We start from the raw sequence: 19,136 nt of genomic DNA, 5'->3' as shown, positions 1-19,136 counted from the left end.
CCCGCCCCGCCTACCCCGGCTATCAGCAGCCGCGCCCCGAGCCCGGCGCCTGGCCGCACCAGCGGGACGACTACGGCTGGCAGCAGCCCCGGCTCGGCGGCTTCACCGAGGCCGACCCCTATTCCTCGCAGCCCCCCTCCGGCTACGACCAGCCGCCGTACGACCAGCAGCCGCCGCGCGGCGACTACCGGGGTCCGGGCATGGAGCGCCCCGGCCCGGGCGGTGGTCCCGGTGGCTCGGGTGCCGCGGGTGGCACCGGCGTTCCCGGCGGCGGCCCCGGCGCGGCCCCCGAGCGCCCGCCGTACGAGCAGCAGCGCCACGATCTTCCCGATCCGCTGGAGCGCGCCCGCGGCGGACCGCCCGTGCTGCCCTCCCAGACCGGTGCGCCCGGCCCCTTGGCCGCACAGCCCGCGCCCGCGTCCGGCCCCGGTGAGCCGACCGCGCGGCTGAACCCCAAGTACCTCTTCGACACCTTTGTCATCGGCGCCTCGAACCGTTTCGCGCACGCCGCGGCGGTCGCGGTCGCCGAGGCGCCGGCCAAGGCGTACAACCCGCTGTTCATCTACGGGGAGTCGGGGCTCGGCAAGACGCATCTGCTGCATGCGATCGGGCACTACGCGCGCAGCCTCTATCCCGGCACCCGGGTGCGCTATGTGAGCTCTGAGGAGTTCACCAACGAGTTCATCAACTCCATCCGCGACGGCAAGGCGGACGCGTTCCGCAAGCGCTACCGCGACATGGACATCCTGCTGGTCGACGACATCCAGTTCCTGGCGAGCAAGGAGTCGACGCAGGAGGAGTTCTTCCACACCTTCAATACGCTCCACAACGCGAACAAGCAGATCGTGCTGTCCTCGGACCGGCCGCCCAAGCAGCTGGTGACCCTGGAGGACCGGCTCCGCAACCGCTTCGAGTGGGGGCTGATCACGGATGTGCAGCCGCCGGAGCTGGAGACGCGTATCGCGATCCTCCGGAAGAAGGCGGTGCAGGAGCAGCTGAACGCACCACCCGAGGTGCTGGAGTTCATCGCCTCGCGGATCTCCCGCAACATCCGTGAGCTGGAGGGCGCGCTGATCCGGGTGACGGCCTTCGCGAGCCTGAACCGGCAGCCGGTGGACCTCGGTCTCACCGAGATCGTCCTGAAGGACCTGATCCCCGGCGGCGAGGACGCGGCCCCGGAGATCACCGCCACCGCGATCATGGCCGCGACCGCCGACTACTTCGGACACACGGTGGACGACCTGTGCGGCGCCTCGCGCAGCCGGGTGCTGGTCACCGCGCGGCAGATCGCGATGTATCTGTGCCGGGAACTGACCGATCTGTCGCTGCCCAAGATCGGCGCGCAGTTCGGCGGCCGCGACCACACGACCGTCATGCACGCCGACCGCAAGATCAGGGCGCTGATGGCCGAGCGGCGCTCCATCTACAACCAGGTGACCGAGCTGACGAACCGCATCAAGAACGGCTGAAAGAACGGCTGACGGCGCGGACGCACGGCTGCCGCGACCCGCTCTCAGGGCGCTCCGGGACAACAACTCCCGGGGCGCCCTTCGTCATTCGATGCCCGGGCCGTTCGATTCCGCGTCGGGGCGAAGCGATTCTCCACAGCTGTGCGGCGAATCCCCCGTCCACACCCTGGGGACTGGTGAGTTGTCCCGATCGCATCCACAGGCTGGGCTGTGAGGATGGCGTCGACCGAGGTCAGCCGGTTGTGGAATTGTGGCAAACCGAAGTCCACAGACTGTGGACGAACGCGTTGCCCACAGGGCGTGGATCACGTTGTCCACTGCCCGCCCACAGGCGGAGGGCGGTTGCCCACAGCTTTTCCCCATCGTCGTCCACTGTTCGGCAACGAAATGGACACGGTCACCGGCTCGAGTGAAAGGCATCACACCAAGGGGGCGGGTTGGGCTGTGGGGAACCTGGGTAAAACTGGGGACAGCGTTGGGGAGAACCGGGCGTTGTCTGTGCATCGCATGTGCAGAACTCTCCGGCATCCACAGATCGCCCCGGTTGTCCACGGCCTCCGCCCACAGGCCCAGTGGATAAAAAACCGCTCCTGGCCTGGGACGACGGAGTTTTCCACGGTTTCCACAAGCCCTACTACTACGACCACAGAGATGTAGCGGGGAAATCGCTTCGAAGTGGGGCCTGTGCACAACCTCGGGCCGAGCCGCCCGACACCCCGGGCGCCGACTTGACCCCGAGCCGCACCGACTGTCGGCGGCGTACGTCAGACTGGTCCCCGGCGACTCAGCCGACGACGAAGGCCAGCAGGGCGAGCCAGCAACAGCAGGAGGCGGTTCCGGTGAAGATCCGGGTGGAGCGCGATGTACTCGCGGAGGCAGTGGCCTGGACGGCCCGCAGCCTTCCGGCCCGTCCGCCGGTGCCCGTTCTCGCGGGCATCCTGCTGAAGGCGGAGGACGGCGCGCTCAGCCTCTCCGGCTTCGACTACGAGGTCTCGGCCCGTGTCTCCGTGGAAGCCGATGTGGAGGACGACGGCACGGTCCTCGTCTCCGGCCGTCTGCTCGCCGATATCTGCCGCGCCCTCCCCAACCGCCCTGTGGAGATCTCCAGCGACGGTGTGCGCGTCACCGTCGTCTGCGGCTCGTCGCGGTTCACCCTCCACACCCTGCCTGTGGAGGAGTACCCGGCGCTGCCGCAGATGCCCACCGCGACCGGCACCGTCCCCGGTGATGTCTTCGCCGCCGCCGCCGCCCAGGTCGCCATCGCGGCCGGCCGTGACGACACCCTCCCGGTGCTCACCGGCGTCCGGATCGAGATCGAGGGCGACACCGTCACCCTGGCCTCCACCGACCGCTACCGCTTCGCGGTCCGCGAGTTCCTGTGGAAGCCGGAGACCCCCGATATCTCCGCGGTCGCCCTGGTGCCCGCCAAGACGCTCCTCGACACCGCCAAGTCGCTGACCAGCGGCGACACCGTCGCGCTCGCGCTGTCCGGTTCAGGCGCCGGTGAAGGTCTGATCGGCTTCGAGGGCGCCGGGCGGCGTACCACCACCCGGCTGCTCGAAGGCGATCTGCCCAAGTACCGCACCCTGTTCCCGACCGAGTTCAACTCCGTCGCGGTGATCGAGACCGCCCCGTTCGTCGAGGCCGTCAAGCGTGTGGCCCTGGTCGCCGAGCGCAACACCCCGGTGCGGCTCAGCTTCGAGCAGGGGGTGCTGATCCTGGAGGCCGGTTCGAGCGACGACGCACAGGCTGTGGAGCGCGTCGACGCCCAGCTCGAGGGTGACGACATCTCGATCGCCTTCAACCCGACCTTCCTGCTGGACGGCCTCAGCGCGATCGACTCCCCGGTCGCCCAGCTCTCCTTCACCACGTCCACCAAGCCCGCCCTGCTGAGCGGCAAGCCGGCCATCGACGCCGAGGCGGACGAGGCGTACAAGTACCTGATCATGCCGGTCCGGCTGAGCGGATGAGTGCGAGCGAATGAGCGGGTGTAGCCCACAACTGTGCGGCAACCCTCGGGCGTAGGCTCGGCCTCAGGTGCGTTACGCAATGTCTACGGCATAAGGATCAACTGATGGAGCTCGGTCTCGTCGGCCTCGGCAAGATGGGCGGCAATATGCGCGAGCGCATTCGCCGCGCAGGCCACACCGTGATCGGATACGACCGCAACCCGGATGTCGCCGATGTCCACAGCCTCGACGAGCTTGTGGGCAAGCTCAAGGGGCCGCGCGTGGTGTGGGTCATGGTCCCGGCGGGCGTTGCCACCCAGATCACCATCGATGAGCTGGCTGAGCTCCTCTCACCGGGCGACATCGTCGTCGACGGCGGAAACTCCCGCTGGACCGACGACGAGAAGCACGCCGAGCAGCTCAACGCCCGGGGCATCGGCTTTGTCGACTGCGGTGTCTCCGGCGGCGTCTGGGGCCTGGAGAACGGCTACGCGCTGATGTACGGCGGTGCACCCGAGCATGTGGCCCAGGTCCAGCCGATCTTCGACGCGCTCAAGCCCGAGGGCGACTACGGCTCGGTCCACGCGGGCAAGGTCGGCGCGGGCCACTTCGCCAAGATGGTCCACAACGGCATCGAGTACGCGATGATGCAAGCCTTCGCCGAGGGCTGGGAGCTGCTGGAGGCCGTGGACTCCGTCACCGACGTCCGCGAGGTCTTCCGCTCCTGGCAGGAGGGCACCGTCATCCGCTCCTGGCTGCTGGACCTGGCCGTCCGCGCCCTCGACGATGACGAGCACCTGGGCAAGCTGAAGGGCTACGCGGCGGACTCCGGCGAGGGCCGCTGGACGGTGGAGGCCGCGATCGACAACGCGGTGCCGCTGCCCGCGATCACCGCGTCGCTGTTCGCCCGCTTCGCCTCCCGCCAGGACGACTCCCCGCAGATGAAGATGATCGCCGCGCTGCGCAACCAGTTCGGCGGCCACGCGGTCGAGAACTCGAAGTAATCCGCCCCACGGGGGCACAGCACTGCCGGGGGAGGTCGGCGCAGCCCACCATGCATGTCACGCATCTGTCGCTCGCCGACTTCCGCTCGTACACCCGGGCCGAGGTCGGCCTCGGCCCGGGTGTCACCGCCTTCGTCGGGCCCAACGGCGAGGGGAAGACCAATCTCGTCGAGGCGGTCGGCTATCTCGCCACCCTCGGCAGCCACCGGGTCTCCTCCGACGCCCCGCTGGTGCGGATGGGCGCCGAGCGGGCCGTCGTCCGGGCCGCGGTGGTCCAGGGCGACCGGCAGCAGCTGGTGGAGCTCGAGCTCAACCCCGGCAAGGCCAACCGCGCCAGGATCAACCGCTCCTCGCAGGTCAGACCGCGTGATGTGCTGGGCATCCTGCGCACGGTCCTGTTCGCGCCCGAGGATCTGGCCCTGGTCAAGGGTGACCCGGGTGAGCGCCGCCGCTTCCTGGACGAGCTGATCACCGCCCGCGCCCCGCGGATGGCCGGGGTCCGCTCCGACTACGACCGGGTGCTCAAGCAGCGCAACACCCTGCTGAAGACCGCCGCGCTGGCCCGGCGGCACGGCTCGCGCGGCGGTGGCGGGGACGCGGCGCTGTCCACCCTCGATGTCTGGGACCAGCATCTGGCACGGGCCGGTGCCGAGCTGCTCGCCCAGCGCCTGGAGCTGATCTCCGTCCTCCAACCGCTGGCCGAGAAGGCGTATGAGCAGCTCGCCCCGGGCGGCGGACCGGTCCTGCTGGAGTACCGCTGCTCGGCGGGCGAGGACCTGGCCGCGCCCGTCGGCCGCGAGGAGCTCTACCAGCGGCTGATCACCGCGCTCACCGAGGCGCGCAAGCAGGAGATCGAGCGTGGTGTCACCCTGGTCGGCCCGCACCGTGACGACCTTCTCCTGAAGCTGGGCAGGCTCCCCGCGAAGGGCTACGCCAGCCATGGCGAGTCCTGGTCGTACGCCCTTGCGCTGCGCCTGGCCTCCTACGATCTGCTGCGCACCGAGGCCGGTGAGCCGGTCCTGGTGCTCGACGACGTCTTCGCCGAGCTGGACGAGCGGCGCCGGGAGCGGCTGGCCGAGCTGGTCGCCCCCGGTGAGCAGGTGCTGGTCACGGCGGCGGTGGAGGACGACGTTCCACAGCTGTTGACGGGCGCGCGCTACGCGGTGTCCGGGGGCGAGGTACGGCGCGTATGACCGACGCCCCGCAGCCGCCGACACCGCCCGAGCCCTCGGGGGTCGATCTGGCCCGGGTCGCGCTGCGCGCCGCCAAGGAGCAGGCGCGGGCGCGCGGTGCCGCGGCCCAGCAGAAGAAGCAGGCGCGCCGCGGGGGCTTGCGCTCCGGCGCGCGCGCCGACGGCCGCGATCCGCTACCGCTCGGCGCCGCCATCAACCGGCTGATCACCGAGCGCGGCTGGGAGGCCCCGGCCGCCGTCGGCGGGGTGATGGGCCGCTGGCCGCAGATGGTCGGCCCGGAGGTGGCCCAGCACTGCGAGCCGCAGCGGTACGACGAGGATGCCCGGGTGCTGACGGTGCGGTGCGACTCCACGGCGTGGGCGACCCAGCTGCGGCTGCTCGCCCCGCAGCTCGTGGCCCGGCTCAACGCCGATCTCGGCCAGGGCACCGTGAAGTTGATCAAGGTGCTGGGCCCCGGTGGTCCGCCCCGCCGCTACGGCCCGCTGCGCTCTCCGGGGTCCACCGGACCGGGCGACACCTACGGCTGAGCACGCCCCGTCAACGGCTGAGCACAGGGTGACGGCTGAGACCCCGGTCACCGTAGCCGGTGGTTGACAGCCAGAAGCGCTGAGTGGCGGTGTGAGCCTCTTGGAGCCCGTCCCCAGATATGGGGAGTCGGCGGCGACCGGTTCAGGGCGGCACATGCGGACTCAGGCGCCAGCAAGCCCCCATTCTTGTCGGCGCTACCGGTAGACTGGGCGGGTACACCGTCGCTTGCGCGCCGAAGCGCTCGCGGACACATGTTGAACGACGCAGCCGCTCCCGCCTGCCCCGGAGACGGCTTGTGCTGTGCCAGAAAGGGCGCTTCGTGGCCGATTCCGGCAACCCCATCGAAAACATTCCGTCCGATGACGGCGAGGGCCTGGCCCCGCCGTCGTACGACGCCAGTGCGATCACCGTCCTGGAAGGTCTGGACGCGGTCCGCAAGCGACCCGGTATGTACATCGGTTCCACCGGCGAGCGCGGCCTCCACCACCTCGTCCAGGAGGTCGTCGACAACTCCGTCGACGAGGCCATGGCCGGTCACGCGGACACCATCGACGTGACGATCCTCCCCGACGGCGGCGTCCGCGTCGTCGACAACGGCCGCGGGATCCCGGTGGGCATCGTCCCCTCGGAGGGGAAGCCGGCCGTGGAGGTCGTGCTGACCGTCCTCCACGCGGGCGGCAAGTTCGGCGGCGGCGGCTACGCCGTCTCCGGCGGTCTGCACGGCGTCGGCGTCTCCGTCGTCAACGCCCTGTCGACGAAGGTCTCGGTCGAGGTCAAGACGGACGGATACCGCTGGACCCAGGACTACAAGACCGGTGTGCCGACCGCGCCCCTGGCCAAGAACGAGGCCACGGAGGAGACCGGCACGACCGTCACCTTCTGGGCCGACGGGGACATCTTCGAGACCACCGAGTACTCGTTCGAGACGCTGTCCCGGCGCTTCCAGGAGATGGCGTTCCTCAACAAGGGCCTGTCGATCTCGCTGACGGACGAGCGCGAGGCCCATGTGGACGAGGAGGGCAAGCCGCTCTCCGTGCGGTACCACTACGAGGGCGGCATCGTCGACTTCGTCACGTACCTCAACTCCCGCAAGGGCGAGCTGGTCCACCCCACGGTGATCGGTTTCGAGGCCGAGGACACCGAGCGGATGCTCTCCCTCGAGATCGCGATGCAGTGGAACAGCCAGTACACCGAGGGTGTCTACAGCTTCGCCAACACCATCCACACCCATGAGGGCGGTACCCACGAGGAAGGCTTCCGGGCCGCACTGACGTACCTGATCAACAAGTACGCGCGCGACAAGAAGCTGCTCCGCGAGCGGGACGACAACCTCACCGGTGAGGACATCCGCGAGGGTCTGACCACGATCATCTCGGTGAAGCTGGGCGAGCCGCAGTTCGAGGGCCAGACGAAGACCAAGCTGGGCAATACGGAGGCCAAGACCTTCGTCCAGAAGATCGTCAACGAGCACCTCGCCGACTGGCTGGACCGCAACCCCAACGAGGCGGCCGACATCGTCCGCAAGGGGATCCAGGCGGCGACCGCCCGGGTCGCGGCCCGCAAGGCGCGCGATCTGACCCGCCGCAAGGGGCTGCTGGAGACGGCGTCGCTGCCGGGCAAGCTCAGCGACTGCCAGTCCAACGACCCCGAGAAGTGCGAGATCTTCATCGTCGAGGGTGACTCCGCCGGCGGCTCGGCCAAATCCGGGCGTGACCCGCAGTACCAGGCGATCCTCCCGATCCGAGGCAAGATCCTCAACGTCGAGAAGGCCCGGGTCGACAAGATCCTGCACAACAACGAGGTGCAGGCGCTGATCTCGGCGTTCGGCACCGGTGTGCACGAGGACTTCGACATCAGCAAGCTCCGCTACCACAAGATCATCTTGATGGCGGACGCCGACGTCGACGGTCAGCACATCAACACGCTGCTGCTGACCTTCCTCTTCCGCTTCATGCGGCCGCTGGTCGAGGCCGGGCACGTCTTCCTGTCCCGTCCGCCGCTCTACAAGATCAAGTGGGGCCGGGACGAGGTCCAGTACGCGTACTCCGACCGCGAGCGGGACGTGCTCATCCAGGCCGGCCGCGAGCAGGGCAAGCGCATCAAGGACGACTCGGTCCAGCGCTTCAAGGGTCTGGGCGAGATGAACGCCGAAGAGCTGCGCGTGACCACCATGGACATCGATCACCGTGTGCTCGGCCAGGTCACCCTGGACGACGCGGCGCAGGCCGACGACCTGTTCTCGGTCCTGATGGGCGAGGACGTCGAGGCACGGCGCTCGTTCATCCAGCGCAACGCCAAGGATGTCCGCTTCCTCGACATCTGAGTCGGCCCCCAGCCGCAGACGACAGAAGGACTTGACCAGCAATGGCCGACGAGAACACTCCGAACACGCCTGAAGACCCCGCCGAGGGCGCCGGACTCCGCGTGGAGCCGGTGGGTCTCGAGACGGAGATGCAGCGCTCCTACCTCGACTACGCGATGAGCGTGATCGTGAGCCGTGCGCTGCCCGACGTCCGGGACGGCCTCAAGCCGGTGCACCGGCGCGTGCTCTACGCGATGTACGACGGCGGGTACCGCCCCGAGAAGGGCTTCTACAAGTGCGCCCGCGTCGTCGGCGACGTCATGGGTACGTACCACCCGCACGGCGACTCGTCCATCTACGACGCCCTGGTGCGACTGGCCCAGCCGTGGTCGATGCGCATGCCGCTGGTGGACTCCAACGGCAACTTCGGCTCCCCGGGCAACGACCCCGCGGCGGCCATGCGGTACACCGAGTGCAAGATGGCCCCGCTGGCCATGGAGATGCTCCGGGACATCGACGAGGACACCGTCGACTTCCAGGACAATTACGACGGCCGTAACCAGGAGCCCACGGTTCTGCCGTCCCGTATCCCCAACCTGCTGGTCAACGGCTCGGCGGGGATCGCGGTCGGTATGGCCACCAACATTCCGCCGCACAATCTGCGCGAGGTGGCCGAGGGTGCCCAGTGGTTCCTGGCGAACCCGGAGGCCACCTCGGAGGAGCTGCTCGAGGCTCTGATCGACCGGATCAAGGGCCCGGACTTCCCCACCGGGGCGCTGGTCGTCGGCCGCAAGGGCATCGAGGAGGCGTACCGCACCGGCCGTGGCTCGATCACCATGCGCGCGGTCGTCGAGGTCGAGGAGATCCAGGGCCGTCAGTGCCTGGTCGTCACCGAGCTGCCCTACCAGGTCAACCCGGACAACCTGGCCCAGAAGATCGCCGACCTGGTGAAGGACGGCAGGATCGGCGGCATCGCGGACGTCCGTGACGAGACCTCCTCGCGCACCGGCCAGCGCCTGGTCATCGTGCTCAAGCGGGAGGCGGTCGCCAAGGTCGTCCTGAACAACCTCTACAAGCACACCGATCTGCAGACCAACTTCGGCGCCAACATGCTGGCGCTGGTCGACGGGGTGCCGCGCACCCTCTCGCTGGACGCGTTCATCCGCAACTGGGTCACCCACCAGATCGAGGTCATTGTCCGCCGGACCCGCTTCCGGCTGCGCAAGGCCGAGGAGCGCGCACACATCCTGCGCGGTCTGCTCAAGGCGCTGGACGCCATCGACGAGGTCATCGCGCTGATCCGGCGCAGCGACACGGTCGAGATCGCGCGCGAGGGCCTGATGGGCCTGCTGGAGATCGACGAGATCCAGGCGAACGCGATCCTGGAGATGCAGCTGCGGCGGCTGGCCGCTCTGGAGCGCCAGAAGATCGTCCAGGAGCACGATGAGCTCCAGGCGAAGATCAACGAGTACAACGCGATCCTGGCCTCGCCCGAGCGGCAGCGGCAGATCATCAGCGAGGAGCTCACCGCGATCGTCGAGAAGTTCGGCGACGACCGGCGCTCCAAGCTGGTCCCCTTCGACGGCGACATGTCCATCGAGGACCTGATCGCCGAGGAGGACATCGTCGTCACCATCACCCGTGGCGGCTATGTGAAGCGCACCAAGACCGAGGACTACCGCTCCCAGAAGCGCGGCGGCAAGGGGGTGCGCGGTACGAAGCTGAAGCAGGACGACATCGTCGACCACTTCTTCGTCTCGACCACCCACCACTGGCTGCTGTTCTTCACCAACAAGGGCCGGGTCTACCGGGCGAAGGCGTACGAGCTGCCGGACGCGGGCCGGGAGGCCCGCGGCCAGCACGTCGCCAACCTGCTGGCGTTCCAGCCGGACGAGCAGATCGCGCGGATCCTGGCGATCCGTGACTACGAGGCGGTGCCGTATCTGGTGCTCGCCACGAAGTCGGGTTTGGTGAAGAAAACGCCGCTGAAGGATTACGATTCGCCTCGCTCCGGCGGTGTGATCGCCATCAACCTCCGGGAGATGGAGGACGGTCGCGAGGACGAACTGATCGGTGCCGAACTGGTCTCCTCCGCGGATGACCTGCTGCTGATCAGCAAGAAGGCCCAGTCCATCCGGTTCACGGCCACGGACGAATCGCTGCGGCCGATGGGCCGGGCGACCTCCGGTGTGAAGGGCATGAGCTTCCGCGAGGGCGATGAACTCCTCTCGATGAATGTCGTGCGGCCAGGTACGTTCGTCTTCACCGCCACCGACGGTGGGTACGCGAAGCGGTCGAACGTGGATGAATACCGCGTCCAGGGTCGCGGCGGCCTCGGAATCAAGGCCGCGAAGATCGTGGAGGACCGTGGTTCCCTGGTCGGTGCGCTGGTGGTCGAGGAGTCCGACGAGATTCTGGCCATCACGCTCAGCGGCGGTGTGATCCGTACGCGGGTCAGCGAGGTCAGGGAGACGGGCCGTGACACCATGGGCGTCCAACTGATCAACCTGGGCAAGCGCGATGCCGTCGTGGGCATCGCTCGTAACGCCGAGGCCGGTCGTGAGGCTGAAGAGGTCGAGGAGGAATGCTCCGAGGCCGGGATCGAGGCAGCCGAGGGGGCCGCGCCCGAGGCGGCCGAGGGCTCCGCGCCCCCGGCGGACGAAACCGAGGAGTAAGTCGTGAGTGGAGCCACGGGTGCCGCGGGAGGCGGTGCGAACGCCGGAAGGCTGCCCGGACCGGGAGTCCCGTCCTCAGCGGGCGGGGCGTCCGCTCCGGACGGCGCCCGTGGCGCCGACCCTCAGCGGGGCACAGTGACCGACACCCGCAAGCTGCGGCCCCAGCGGCCGCCGGAGCCGGATGAGCAGCGCTCGGCGAGCCCGCTGCCCGGTGAACGGCCCTCCGGCGGGGCGCCCGCACAGCCGTACCACCCGCCGCAGGCGTACGCCCCGCCGTCCGGTGGCGGCAAGGCTGCCGGGGGCCGGGCCACCGCGGGCGTCCGGCGCCCCCGCACCGGCGCGGGAGCCCGTCCGGTGCCGCGCACCCGCAAGGCGCGGCTGCGGGTCGCCAGAGTGGACCCGTGGTCGGTCATGAAGGTCAGCTTCCTGCTCGCGATCGCGCTGGGCATCTGCACGGTGATCGCCACGGCGGTGCTGTGGATGGTCATGGACGCCATGGGCGTCTTCAGTGCCGTGGGCGGCACGATCAGCGAGGCCACGGAGTCCCAGAAGGGCACCGGGTTCGACCTGGAGACCTTCCTGTCGCTGCCGCGTGTCCTGGGGTTCACCTCGATCATCGCCGTGATCAATGTGGTGCTGGCGACCGCGCTGGCCACCCTGGGCGCGTTCATCTACAACCTGTCCGCGGGCTTCGTGGGTGGAGTGGAGCTGACGCTCGCCGAGGACGAGTAGCGGCCCGCCCGTTACCGATTTTGGGACAGGGCTGGTGGTGCGCTAATCTTTCGGTGCAGCGCGGGGCTATAGCTCAGACGGTTAGAGCGCTTCCCTGATAAGGAAGAGGCCACAGGTTCAAGTCCTGTTAGCCCCACCGACGCGAACGGCCCGGATGGAGAATCTCTCCGCCGGGCCGATCTCGTAACGGCGTCCGGGGAGTTGATGTCCGGTTGTTGTCGGGCCGATGGCCGGCATAGGTCACCGAACGGTATCGATCGGTGTGTATCATCGGGCGCCAGAGGTCCCCTACGTCAAGAAAGAGACGAGGTAGCGCGGTGAAGAAGCTCCTCCTGGTCGCACTGGCCGCCATCGGCGGGCTCCTCGTGTACCGCCAGATCCAGGCGGATCGCGCCGAGCAGGATCTGTGGACGGAGGCGACCGACTCCGTGCCCGCAGGTTCGGGCGTGTGACCCCCACGAGTCCCGGTACGGGGCCTCGACCGCTGGAGCGGTCGGGGCCCCGTCCGCTTTACTGGCGACCGTGGCGGGGATGATGCGCGGGGGCTCGGGGATCTGCTGACGGGGGCCATTGCGTTCACTCTCGCAAACGAATTGCTTGCACACGCAAACTGGGCGGGTTCGCGGCCACGGCCGGTACGACGAGGAGTGACGCGCGATGAGGGACCGCAGCAGGGTCAGGTCGGGCCTCGCCGCGGTGGCGGCGCTGTGTGCGGTGGTGACGACGCAGGGGCAGGCCCTGGCGGCGCCCGCCGACGCCGGCGCGGGACCCCGGGGGTACGACACCCAGGGCACCCGGATACGCGGCGCCGGGGACGCCGCCGGTGCCCCGGCGCTCGACGCGGGACGCACCTACACCGACAGCATCGGACCGGGTGAGAAGCGGTACTACGCCGTCAGACTCGACGCGAAGTCGGCCGCCTATGTCTCCGCGGTCGCCGCTCCCCGGCCCGGTACGGGTGGGGCCTCGTTCCGTGACGGCGTCCGGGTCACCCTCCAGGATCCGGCGGGCGGCACCTGCGACGCCAAGGCGTCCCGGGGCGAGAGCAACGGCGTGGCCTACCCTCTGGCCGACCACGTCACCCGGCAGATGGACAACGGTCTGCTGTCGTCCTGCCGTAAGGCGGGCCGCTATCTGGTCACGGTGGAGCGTCAGGCCGGGGCCCAGGACCCCTCCCGCTGGCCGTTGGAACTGCGGCTGATGGTGGAGCCCCCGGTGAAGGGCGGGTCCACGGGCGGTACGCCGGAGGGGAGTTGGCGGACCGATCCGCCGCAGCCGCCGAGCGGCACCCCGCGGCACCACGAGGGCGGCCAGGGGTTCGGTGACGCGCCGACGGTGTCCACAGGTGTGTGGAGGGATGACTTCCGGCCGGGCGAGACGCATTTCTACCGGGTCCCGGTCGACTGGGGCCAGCAGCTCTCCGCCGTCGCCGAACTGCCCGCGGACGGCGAGGACAAGAGCTCCTCACTCCTCGACAACGCCGTGTCCCTCCGGGCGTACACCCCGGCGCTCGGGCTCGCCGAGCGCGGCACCGTCGGCTTGGGGAAGAGCAAGGCTTCGGGGACGCAGGTGAGCACCGCGCCTGTGGCCTACGGAAACCGCTATGCGAAGACCGACTACTCGGTCCGTGCGATGAGCGTGGCAGGCGGGTACTTCCTCGCGGTCACACTCAGCCCCACCGAGGTGGCCCCGCAGGTGAAGGGCACGGTGCCGGTCACCTTGCGGGTGCGGGTCGCGGGCACCGGGCGTGGTGGGCCGGACTACCAGGGCGACGCGCTGAAGCAGGGCTTCGGCCTCACCGAGGCCGACAGGAAGGCGGCGCGGCAGGGGACGTTGTCCGTGGGGGACGACGCGATGTCCGTGTCGGCCGACGACGGGAACAGGTCCACACTCCGGCTGGTGGGCTGGACGGGGCTCGGTGCGGGAACGGTCCTGCTGGCCGGGCTCGGCACCTGGACCGTGACCGCGCGCCGCCGTACGGCGGCGGGGGAGCCGGATGAGGGGGCGCTCGGCGGGGCGGACGAGGTCGCGCCGGGTACGGGCGCGGGTGCCGGTCCGGATGCCGGTCCGGGTGCTCAGGCGGGTGCTCCGGCGGTGGGGGAGTCGTCGACGGGGCAGCAGCGGTACGGGCCGCCGTCGGGCTGGTAGCGGGGCGGCGGCAGCGCGTTCTCGCGGTCGGCACTGCGTGCTAGGGCTGGGCCGGGCTCAGCCGGCGACGATCAGCGCCCAGGTACCGACGGCGAAGCACACGGCCGCGGCGATCAGGATCGAGACCGTCGCCTTCCGGGACGGCCCGGGACGCCGTGCGGCCCTGCGTGGAACCCGCGGCTGCTGAGCGGTGTATGGACGAGTAGAAGGGTGAGCGAGTGGCGCCGCGGAGGGCGTCGCGGTCGGTACGGGGGTGGGCGTATGGAGATGAGGAGAGCCCGGCGGCTCGGGATGGTGCGCGGGCAGCGGTGGCTGTACGGGCGGCTGAGGGGCCTGCGGCAGCGGGGCGACGGTCGAGGGCGTCGCGGGGGTGTGCGGCTGGGAGGCCGACAGCTGAGGCACCGGATGATGGGGTGTCAGGGGATGTGGTGTCGGCGGGTGCTGCGGAGGCAGCGGCCCCTGAGCGGGATGGGCCGGTGCCGCGGGCCGCTGCTCCTGCGGCTGCGACGGGGACTGCGGCTGGGGCTGGGGCTGTGGACGGGGCGGCGGGAGGGTGAAGCTGCCGGTGTCCGACATGGAGGGCTGTGGGGCAGCGGGTTCCGCCGGTTCGGCGGCGGGCCGGGAGTCGTGCGCCGCGTCGGCGGTCTGCGCCGTCCGGGCCGCCTCCGCGGTCTCGCCGGGCGGATCCGCCTTGGCATGGCGGCGCCTCGGTCGGGTCGGACCGTCGGGTCCGAATCCCGTGGGCAGCGGACCGAGCTGATCGAAGATCTCGATCGCCTCGTCGTCGATATCGGCCTCGGGCAGCGACTCAACAGCGGTCGCCAGTGCCTTGCGTGCCCCGATGGCCGTGCGGAAGCGGTCGTCGGGGTCCGGTTGCAACAGCCCCGCCACCACCTGCCACAGCGGCTCCGGCACCTCCGCGGGCGGGTTCGGCACCCCCTGCTCGCTGAAGCGCGTCACCAGCGCCTCCGCGTCCGGCTTGTGCCCGCTGAGCAGATAGAGCGTCACCAGTCCGACGGCGAAGAGGTCCGCCGGGAAGTCGGGGTCGTCGCCCATCATCTGCTCCGGCGCGAAGTAACCGGGCGTGCCCATCACATAGTTGGCCTCCGTGAGCCTGGGTTCGCCCTTGGTCAGCGCGATGCCGAAGTCGGACAGCCGCACATGCGGCCGTCCCGTCCCGGTGGCCTCGAGCAGGATGTTCGCGGGCTTGATGTCCCGGTGCACCACACCCTCGGCGTGTACCGCGGCCAGCCCGGAGAGCAACTGGTCCAGCAGGGTGCACACATAGCGCGGCGGCAGCGGGCCGTAGTCACCGATGAGATGGGCGAACGAGCCGCCGCCCACCAGATCCATGGTGAACAGCACCTTGTCGTCGTCCGCCGCCCAGCTCGCGGGCGCCAGCACATGGGGATGGTCGATCCGCAGCGCCTGCTCCCGGACGAAGCGCAGCAGCGTATGGGCGTCGCGTTGCTGGAGCACCTTCGCCGCCACATACCGCCGGCGGCGGTGGTCCCAGACCCGCCAGACGGCGCCCACTCCCCCGCGCCCGATCGGGTCCACCAGCTCGTACCGGCCCGCGAAGATCTCACCCATCGCGCCGTGCCCGCCCCGTCATCGACTCGTCAGCAGTCCATCAGACCGTCAGCTCTGGTGCGCCTCGTAGTGCGCGACCGCCTCGGCGGTCCGCCCGGCGCCGTACACACGGAGAAAGTCTGCCAGCTCGGGATGGGTGGAGGCGAGGGAGTTCGCGGCATCGATGATGTCCCCCGCGGCGGCCACGGACCGCAGCAGCGACTGGATCTCGCGGACCACGCGCCGCACGGTCGGGGCACCCGTGCTGGCCGCGGTCTGGGTGGAGTTGAGGACCGAGCCACCCGCGCTCTTCTTGATCTCCTCCATGCGCTCCGCGGCCTCCGCCGCGCTGACCCTGCCGTCCGCGGCCTGGCTGGACAGCTCCTGGAGGGCCTGTACGCGCTGGACCACCGCCGGGTTGCCGATCTTTGCCCGCTGACCGCTCATGAGCTGCGACAGCATGGGCGCGGAGAGACCGAGCACGGCGGCGAGACGGGCCTGGTTGAGACCGAGATCGTCGATGAGACGGCGAAAGAGCGCCCCCAGCGGTTCCCCGTACCAGCTGCGCTGCAGCTCCCGTGCACGCGCCGTGGCATCCTGCTGTGTTGCGTCCATCTGGTCTCCCCTTCGCTTCGCTGCCGCGAATCTTGCGTGGCATCCTACGGAGAGCGGTACGTGCGAGCGATACCCGGTCGGGAAAGGCTGCCGACACCAGGTATCCTGATCGGCGACGGGGCCTTAGCTCAGTTGGTAGAGCGCCGTCTTTGCATGGCGGATGTCAGGAGTTCGACTCTCCTAGGCTCCACGTCAGTAGAGGTCTCCTGACCTGCGGAAACGCGCGTCAGGAGACCTCTCGGTGTTTCTGGCGTCAGCGCCGGTCTGTTGTGTCGCCCCCGTACGGCGTAGACCAGGAATCGGGATAAAGGCGATGGAAAGGCGAGCTTCACCGTCATGTGGAGCGCGGTCTGCATTTATCTGCATCTAGGCGATCACATGGTTTGCCGCTTGCCGGGGATCGTGCGGGACCAACCAGCCGGAATTTCAGCCAACAGGCCCTTGAGAACGTCCGGTTCGGCGCCTTCGTAGCCCCAGGTGGTCCAGTGGGCCGCATCGCCGCCCGGCGCGGGGGGCAAGTGCGGTCCGCGTAGCGGATATTGGCGAGCGGGTGGTGATGAGGTTCGTTGTGCGGCCGTGGCCCCGCGGCCCCGGTGTTGCCACTCCCGGCGTTGTTCCGCGCAACACCCGCGCGATCCTCCAGGCTGTCGCTCACAACTCGGGCAAGTCGCCCGGGAATCGTCTGATCGGCGTGAGTCGCCGTGGAGAGGGACGAGATGGGTGAGCTGCATCCGCTGGGGGACAATCTGCCCGAGGAGTGCCGGGCGTTCGCGGTCGAGCTGAGACGGCTCTTCGACGGGCTGGGGGTCTCGGTGCGCAGATACGCCGTGCGACGGCACCGGGATCCCAGTACGGTCTCGCGCTTCCTGAGCGGGACGCGCATCCCGCCGTGGGAGTTCGTCTTCGATCTGTTCACGGATCTCGCGGCCAGGCGGGGCGCTGCCGTCACCCCCGCCGCCATCGAGCTGATGCGTGATCTGCACCGGGCCGCGGTGCGCACCAGCCGGTCCCCCGCCCACGCCATGGAGATCCTCCAGGTACAGCTGGCGGACGCGGACCGGGCGGCGCGGTGTTCGCTCGCCCATCAGGACGCGCTGGGCGAGGTGCTGCTCGACCGCAAGCACCGCATCGCCGACCTGGAGGTGCGGCTGAACCAGGCCGAGGCGGCCTGGGCGACGGAGCGTGCCCGCGCGGACGCGCTGGAGCGGGGGTTACCGGACCGCGAGGAGTTGATCAAGGAGCGGGACAAGCTGGAGCGGGAGGTGCGGCGGCTCAGCGAGGAACTGGCGGAGGTGCGCCGACGCGGACGGCTGGCGGAGGACCGCTGTCTGGTGCTGGAGCGCCAGCTCGCCGTGGTGGAGGCCCAGCGTCCCGCCGCGGTGCCGCGGCCGGACGAGGAGCCGGGCGTCACGGTGGGGCCCATGGCCCCGCCCGGCGGCGGTCCGCGTCCGAAGATCCTGGTGGTCGACGACCAACCGAACAATCTGCTGGCCATGGAGGCCGTGCTCGCCACACTCGACCAGGAGCTGGTGACCGCGAGCTCCGGTCAGGAGGCTCTCAAGGCGCTGCTCGATCATGACGACTTCGCCGTGATCCTGCTCGATGTGCAGATGCCGGAGATGGACGGCTACGAGACGGCCGCCCACATCAAGCGGCGCCCGCGGAACCGGGACATCCCGATCATCTTCCTGACCGCGATGGGCGCCGATCCGGAGCACTCCTCGCGCGGATACGCGGCGGGGGCGGTGGACTACATGGCCAAGCCGTTCGACCCCTGGGCGCTGCGGGCCAAGGTGTCGGTCTTCACCGAGATCTTCCTGGAGCGGCGGCAGCGCCGCTCCGGTGAGCGCGGCCCGGGGGAGTGAGGCCGGATGGATGCCCGGACATGGCGGAGGGGCGGAAGACCCCGGTCCTCCGCCCCTCGGCGCGCTCCGTGCCGCTCCACCACCGTGCTCCGGCCCACTCGCCGACCGGCACCACCGGCCACCGGCGTCACCGGTCGGCTCCTGGCTCACCGGCCGACCGGCGCCCACTGGTACCGACGGGTGAGACCGTCAGCGCTGGTCGTCGTCCTTACCCGTCTCGGCCTCGGCCTGCTTGGCCTGCACCTCCGGGTCCAGGGTGTCGCGGCCGTCCACGGTCGTCAGCCGCTCGCGGTCGCCCACCTCGGTCGCCGCCGGGGGCTCCACCAGCCAGTCGGGGTTGGCCTGCCGGTCCCACCACTTCCAGGCGGCGAAGAGACCCGCGCCGATCAGCCCGATGAAGGTGGTCCGCTTGGCCGCTCGTGCGGCCCGGGCCCGGCGGCGGCGTTTTCTGGCCAACTTCTCGATCTCGGCGGCCGTCACATGGGTGCGCAGCGCGGCAACGGCCGCCGCTGTGCGGATCAGGGCCTCCTCGCGGGCGGGGCCGGCGGCCGCGCGCACTCCGGCCACCGCGTTCTCCACCCGGGGCGCGGTGTACTCGGCGGCCTGCTGTGCGGCCTTGCGGGTGCGCTTGGCGGCACGGGTGGCGGCCGCGTCCACCTTGGGCGGCAGACTCCCCCGGGCCTGGGAGAGCCGTGGCGCGATATGTGCGTGGTACTGCGTACCGGCGCTGCACCGGGCCTGGTGTGCGGCGTGCGAGACCTTCGGCGCCAGCCGCACGCGCGCCTGGTGCGCGTAGCGGGTGGCGGTGTCCTTGGCCGTGCCGGCGTAGGGCGCCACCGCCTCCGCGGCGTGCAGGACGCCGCTCTTGGCGGTGCCGGTCGCGGCTCGCACGCTGTCAATGCGGGTCACGGGATCCTCCTCCTCGGTGGCGTTGGTCATTGCTCCGGGGTTCAGAGTTCTGTGCTCAACCTGCGCAGTTTCGTGTTTCCATCCCAAGAAAGATCATGCCTGTTTGTGGAGATCATGCCCGTTCGCCGCACGCACAGCATGTGAGGCCGGGCATCCGGGTCATAGCGGAGATTCT

13 protein-coding genes, 2 tRNA genes and 1 pseudogene are annotated in these 19,136 nt (G+C 69.9%); 13 read left to right on the top strand and 3 right to left on the bottom strand.

All coding sequences use genetic code 11. From position 1 onward, the window contains the following. Nucleotides 1-62 precede the first annotated feature (62 nt). The 11 genes and pseudogenes from dnaA to JK363_RS06025 form a co-directional block, all read left to right on the top strand. Nucleotides 63-1,469, top strand: a pseudogene (gene dnaA / locus JK363_RS06075) (chromosomal replication initiator protein DnaA); the annotation flags it as partial. An 839-nt stretch (nt 1,470-2,308) separates the two neighbouring features. Then, nucleotides 2,309-3,439 carry a DNA polymerase III subunit beta gene (gene dnaN / locus JK363_RS06070; RefSeq protein WP_201872185.1) on the top strand — a complete coding sequence of 377 codons (1,131 nt, stop codon included), beginning with the start codon at nt 2,309-2,311 and terminating at the stop codon, nt 3,437-3,439. A 104-nt stretch (nt 3,440-3,543) separates the two neighbouring features. Continuing rightward, the gene (gene gnd / locus JK363_RS06065) at nt 3,544-4,422 is read left to right on the top strand and encodes a phosphogluconate dehydrogenase (NAD(+)-dependent, decarboxylating) (RefSeq protein ID WP_201872183.1); all 879 of its coding nucleotides are present in this window, start codon (nt 3,544-3,546) and stop codon (nt 4,420-4,422) included. Between the two features lie 50 nt (nt 4,423-4,472). Then, nucleotides 4,473-5,615 (top strand): DNA replication/repair protein RecF, encoded by a 1,143-nt coding sequence (gene recF, locus JK363_RS06060; protein ID WP_201872178.1) that lies wholly within the window; start codon nt 4,473-4,475, stop codon nt 5,613-5,615. Continuing rightward, on the top strand, nt 5,612-6,142 hold the full coding sequence (locus tag JK363_RS06055; RefSeq protein ID WP_201872175.1) for a DciA family protein: 531 nt from the start codon (nt 5,612-5,614) through the stop codon (nt 6,140-6,142). The genes recF and JK363_RS06055 overlap by 4 nt, the downstream gene beginning before the upstream one ends. 296 nt (nt 6,143-6,438) lie before the next feature. Next, a complete protein-coding gene (gene gyrB / locus JK363_RS06050) occupies nt 6,439-8,466 on the top strand; it encodes a DNA topoisomerase (ATP-hydrolyzing) subunit B (RefSeq protein WP_307821627.1) in 2,028 nt (675 codons plus the stop codon). Between the two features lie 41 nt (nt 8,467-8,507). Then, complete coding sequence (gene gyrA, locus JK363_RS06045) at nt 8,508-11,120, top strand: DNA gyrase subunit A (protein ID WP_201872169.1); 2,613 nt, start codon at nt 8,508-8,510, stop codon at nt 11,118-11,120. Between the two features lie 3 nt (nt 11,121-11,123). Next, nucleotides 11,124-11,852 carry a DUF3566 domain-containing protein gene (locus JK363_RS06040; protein ID WP_201872167.1) on the top strand — a complete coding sequence of 243 codons (729 nt, stop codon included), beginning with the start codon at nt 11,124-11,126 and terminating at the stop codon, nt 11,850-11,852. Nucleotides 11,853-11,914: 62 nt separating this feature from the next. After that, a tRNA-Ile gene (locus JK363_RS06035) sits at nt 11,915-11,988 on the top strand. Nucleotides 11,989-12,169: 181 nt separating this feature from the next. Further along, nucleotides 12,170-12,304: a DLW-39 family protein gene (locus tag JK363_RS41905; RefSeq protein ID WP_003958712.1), complete on the top strand. Its 135-nt coding sequence runs from the start codon at nt 12,170-12,172 to the stop codon at nt 12,302-12,304. Nucleotides 12,305-12,509: 205 nt separating this feature from the next. Further along, complete coding sequence (locus tag JK363_RS06025; protein ID WP_201872165.1) at nt 12,510-14,000, top strand: hypothetical protein; 1,491 nt, start codon at nt 12,510-12,512, stop codon at nt 13,998-14,000. A 57-nt stretch (nt 14,001-14,057) separates the two neighbouring features. Here the strand turns inward: JK363_RS06025 and JK363_RS06020 are convergent, their stop codons facing one another. Both JK363_RS06020 and JK363_RS06015 read right to left on the bottom strand, forming a co-directional pair. Continuing rightward, nucleotides 14,058-15,593, bottom strand: coding sequence for a serine/threonine-protein kinase (locus tag JK363_RS06020; protein ID WP_201872163.1), 1,536 nt, complete (start codon nt 15,591-15,593; stop codon nt 14,058-14,060). A 48-nt stretch (nt 15,594-15,641) separates the two neighbouring features. Further along, on the bottom strand, nt 15,642-16,187 hold the full coding sequence (locus JK363_RS06015; RefSeq protein ID WP_201872159.1) for a helix-turn-helix domain-containing protein: 546 nt from the start codon (nt 16,185-16,187) through the stop codon (nt 15,642-15,644). 117 nt (nt 16,188-16,304) lie between these two features. Between JK363_RS06015 and JK363_RS06010 the strand changes: the two genes are divergently transcribed. Together JK363_RS06010 and JK363_RS06005 are read left to right on the top strand one after the other, a co-directional pair. Next, a tRNA-Ala gene (locus JK363_RS06010) sits at nt 16,305-16,377 on the top strand. A gap of 526 nt (nt 16,378-16,903) precedes the next feature. After that, nucleotides 16,904-18,052, top strand: a complete 1,149-nt coding sequence (locus JK363_RS06005; RefSeq protein ID WP_201872576.1) for a response regulator — start codon at nt 16,904-16,906, stop codon at nt 18,050-18,052. 189 nt (nt 18,053-18,241) lie between these two features. On the opposite strand, the gene JK363_RS06000 is transcribed toward JK363_RS06005, so the two are convergent. After that, the gene (locus JK363_RS06000) at nt 18,242-18,961 is read right to left on the bottom strand and encodes a DUF5324 family protein (protein WP_201872158.1); all 720 of its coding nucleotides are present in this window, start codon (nt 18,959-18,961) and stop codon (nt 18,242-18,244) included. Nucleotides 18,962-19,136 lie beyond the last annotated feature (175 nt).

The organism is Streptomyces coffeae, from assembly GCF_016741875.1.
GTDB classification, from domain to species: domain Bacteria; phylum Actinomycetota; class Actinomycetes; order Streptomycetales; family Streptomycetaceae; genus Streptomyces; species Streptomyces coffeae.
Note: the sequence above shows the minus strand (reverse complement) of the source record. Positions and strands in the feature narration are given on the sequence as shown.